Source organism: Moorena sp. SIO2C4, from assembly GCF_010672485.1.
GTDB classification, from domain to species: domain Bacteria; phylum Cyanobacteriota; class Cyanobacteriia; order Cyanobacteriales; family Coleofasciculaceae; genus Moorena; species Moorena producens.
Window position 1 is genome coordinate 1 of the sequence record NZ_JAAHGN010000722.1, and the last position, 3,937, is coordinate 3,937.

4 protein-coding genes are annotated in these 3,937 nt (G+C 45.7%); all 4 read left to right on the forward strand.

All coding sequences use genetic code 11. The features are described from left to right. Nucleotides 1–751 (forward strand): RNA-guided endonuclease IscB (iscB, locus tag F6K20_RS27870; RefSeq protein WP_287296844.1); only part of this gene is annotated, 751 nt, incomplete at its 5' end. Between the two features lie 37 nt (nt 752–788). Next, nucleotides 789–2,222 carry a decarboxylating NADP(+)-dependent phosphogluconate dehydrogenase gene (gnd, locus tag F6K20_RS27875; protein ID WP_008190916.1) on the forward strand — a complete coding sequence of 478 codons (1,434 nt, stop codon included), beginning with the start codon at nt 789–791 and terminating at the stop codon, nt 2,220–2,222. A 483-nt stretch (nt 2,223–2,705) separates the two neighbouring features. Next, entirely contained in the window at nt 2,706–2,846 is a 141-nt protein-coding gene (locus F6K20_RS27880) for a hypothetical protein (RefSeq protein ID WP_287251220.1), read from the forward strand. 113 nt (nt 2,847–2,959) lie between these two features. Continuing rightward, a partial coding sequence (locus tag F6K20_RS27885) for an asparagine synthetase B family protein (protein ID WP_502708886.1) occupies nt 2,960–3,937 on the forward strand: 978 nt, incomplete at its 3' end.

Below are 3,937 nucleotides of genomic sequence, written 5' to 3' on the forward strand. Positions count from 1 at the left end.
GGGCTATGAAGTGCGGGAGTACTTGTATCAGAAATGGGGTCGTCAATGTGTCTACTGTGGGGCGAACTCGGTCAAGCTAGAGGTGGAACACATAGTTCCCAAATCGAAGGGGGGGACAAATCGTGTCAATAACCTCACCCTAGCCTGCCATGGGTGTAATCAGGCCAAAGGAAATCTTGATGCTCGGGATTTTTTATCGGGGAAACCCGATGTCCTAAAGCGGATTTTAGGTAAAGCAAAGCAACCACTATTAGATGCGGCGGCGGTCAACTCCACCCGTTGGCAACTTTACCAAAGTTTGAAAGAAACTGGATTGTCCGTAGCAGTGGGAACTGGTGGCAGAACCAAGTACAACCGTATCAAGCTGGGATTACCCAAGGGTCATTGGGTTGATGCAGCTTGTGTCGGGGAAGTGGCCACATTGAAGATTGTCACCAGACAACCTCTTTTAATCAAAGCGATGGGTCACGGTTGTCGTCAGGTAATCCAGATGGACAAATACGGCTTTCCTCGCAAAGGTTACAAACCTAAGCATCCTGTGAAGGGATGGAAAACTGGGGATATCGTTAATGTGGTGGCTGGAAAGAATGCTGGATTAAAAGGGGTTCGCATCAAGAGCGTCAGAGCCAAAGGAAATTTTGATCTGATCGGGTCATTTAACGGTGCCTCCAACAAGGTCTTGAGTGCATCTCAGAACTACATTCAATGTGTCCATCGCCACGATGGGTATTCTTATAGTTTTGCTGAATGATAAGTAACTTTGATAAGCTTTTTTGTAGGAGATTTTTATGACACAACGGACCTTTGGGGTAATTGGTTTGGCTGTAATGGGGGAAAACCTCGCGCTTAATGTAGAAAGTCGTGGTTTCCCGATCGCAGTATACAACCGGACTGCAGCCAAAACCGAGAAATTTATGGCTGAGCGAGCTCAGGGCAAGGATGTGAAAGCTGCTTATTCCTTGGAAGAGTTTGTTCAAGCTCTGGAGCGACCCCGCAAAATCCTAGTGATGGTGAAAGCAGGGAAGCCAGTTGATGCAGTCATTGAGCAACTCAAACCTCTCCTAGAGCCAGGAGATATGATCATTGATGGTGGCAATTCTCTCTACCAAGATACCGAGCGGCGGACTAAGGATTTAGAAGCCACAGGATTGGGATTTGTTGGCATGGGCGTCAGTGGTGGTGAAGAAGGAGCCCTCAATGGTCCGAGTTTAATGCCTGGTGGTACTTCATCAGCATACCAGGATTTAGAACCAATTTTGACCAAAATTGCGGCTCAGGTTGATGATGGTCCCTGTGTTACCTACATTGGTCCCGGTGGTGCTGGTCACTACGTGAAAATGGCACACAATGGCATTGAGTATGGCGACATGCAACTAATTGCTGAAGCCTACGATGTACTGAAAAATGCCTTGGGACTAGATCACAAGCAGCTCCATGAGGTATTTGCTGAATGGAACACCACTGATGAGCTAAATTCCTTTTTGATTGAAATTACAGCGGATATCTTCAAATACATTGATCCAGACACGAATGGGCCGTTAGTGGAGATGATTCTTGATGCTGCTGGACAAAAGGGCACTGGACGGTGGACTGTAGTTAGTTCCCTAGAACTAGGGGTGTCAATTCCTACCATCTACGCTGCAGTCAATGCTCGTGTTATGTCCTCTTTCAAGGATCAGCGGGTAGCAGCAGCTAAGGAAATCACTGGTCCTGTGGGCAAGTATGATGGCGATGTCAAAGCATTTATTACCAAAGTCCGGGATGCTCTCTATTGCTCTAAGATGTGTTCCTATGCTCAGGGGATGGCACTCTTGAGTCGGGCATCGGAAGAGTTTAACTATAATCTGAACTTGAGTGAAGTTGCCCGGATTTGGAAAGGAGGTTGTATCATTCGAGCTGGCTTCTTAGATAAGATTAAGAATGCCTTCAACCAAAATCCCCAACTCCCCAATCTCTTGTTAGCTCCTGAGTTTAAGCAAACAATTTTGGATCGTCAGGATGGTTGGCGAGATGTGCTAGCGGTATCAAACAAATTAGGGATTCCAGTCCCTGCTTTTAGTGCATCCCTAGATTACTTCGACAGTTACCGACGCGATCGCTTACCCCAAAACCTGACCCAAGCCCAGCGTGACTACTTTGGTGCTCATACCTACGAGCGGCTGGATAAACCCAGGGGTGAGTTTTTCCACACCGATTGGATGGGATTGAGTTCACAAGGTTAGTAAAACTTTATTACTGCTTTAGGCGCAAAGCATTTGGGCGACCATGGTTTATTCTGATTTGATCAGGTCATAAACCCGATGCTTTGCCCTAGTATAGCAGAAGTCAGAAGTCAGAAGTCAGAAGTCAGAAGTAAAACTCTTGCGCTTACAAAGGGTGTGAGACTTTTGTCATGTCCTAACTGCCCTGGCGACTGCTATAACTATAGGAAAGGGAATAGGGAGCAGGGAACAAAAATTTACAATTTATTTAGCATTGCTATAATCAAAAACTATTCGAGTAAAGCAGATTTATAATAGCGCTGCATCGCTTCATTTATTTAAATTTAAAACTAGTTAATTTTAAAACACCATTACACCCATTGCTATATAGCAATCCTATCTGATTCGTGAAATAAATGGGCTGCTTTCCACCATCCCGTTAATTATAGGTATTTTACCGGACTTGATATAACAGGTGATCCGTAATTTTTGCGATCGCGAAGCGTGACCTACGGTCAATCGCTTTTAGCGTGGCCTACGGCCAATCGCGTAGCGGCTCCTTGGCCAAAAGGCCACGCTACGCGAAAGGAGCATCGCTTTTTTCGTTGGTGCTTTGCTTGCCTATTATACCAACCTGGAGATTAATCCTAAGTTCACAATTGTCCAATCACCGTTAAAAAGCGCCATTTTGCCGTTGGATACCAAAATAGTAATTTTGTCAAGGCTTACGGGAATTATAGTCATAAGTCCCCTAATTAGTGGTTGAGTTAGTTGTTCAGCGACTAGAGGGCGATTGGCCTTTGGCCACGCTTTCGGCAAAGCCGACGCTACGCGAACGCGAACGGCCTTTGGCCACGCTTTCGGCAAAGCCGACGCTACGCGAACGCGAACGCAATTTGTTTTGTTCGAGGTATCCAGCATTAATGGGTAGTATAGTAGGCATTTTCACAGCTACAGATAAGCATCTTGATCGGAACTTGCTTCTGCGCATGCGTAATGCAATTACCTATAGTGGTTCTGATCACAGTTATTTAGAGATTACACCAGAGGATGGAGTGGGTCTAGCCCATGTTCCCCTGATCAGCAGAGACTTAACGGCTGATAGCTATCAGCCAATGTGGAACTCTAACCATACAAGTGTCGTTGTCTTCAGTGGTACAATTCTCAACTGCCGAGAAATCAGAGACGAGTTGGAAACATTGGGGTTTAATGTCCAATCTAATCGTGACACTGAAATATTACTGAAGGGATACGAAGCTTGGGGAACAGAGGTTGTTTATAAGCTCAATGGTACCTTTGCTTTTGCTATTTGGGACCGCTCTGTTGGAAGGCTGTGGTTAGCGAGAGACAGATTTGGGGAGCAACCACTATATTACTTCTTCGATGAAGTACACTCTACTTTTATTTTTGCTTCAGAGCTTAAGGCAATCCTAGAACACCCTGTTGTTTCCAAAGCTGTGGACCCTCAAGGGTTGCAATCCTACCTGGTTTTTGGATACGTTCCTTCTCCCTTGAGCCTAGTTAAGGGGGTAAAAAAGCTACAACCTGCTCATAGTTTAATCATTGAAGCCGGAAAAACACCGCAGCTACATTGCTACTGGCAACTTAAGCAAGTCGCAACATTGCAGAGTGCCCCAGAAGCAGAAATCAGAGACAATCTTCGCTCGCGGTTTGAGTTGGCGGTAAAGCGTCGCTTAGATCGCAACAGTCATTTTTCTCCCGCAGCACTTCTGAGA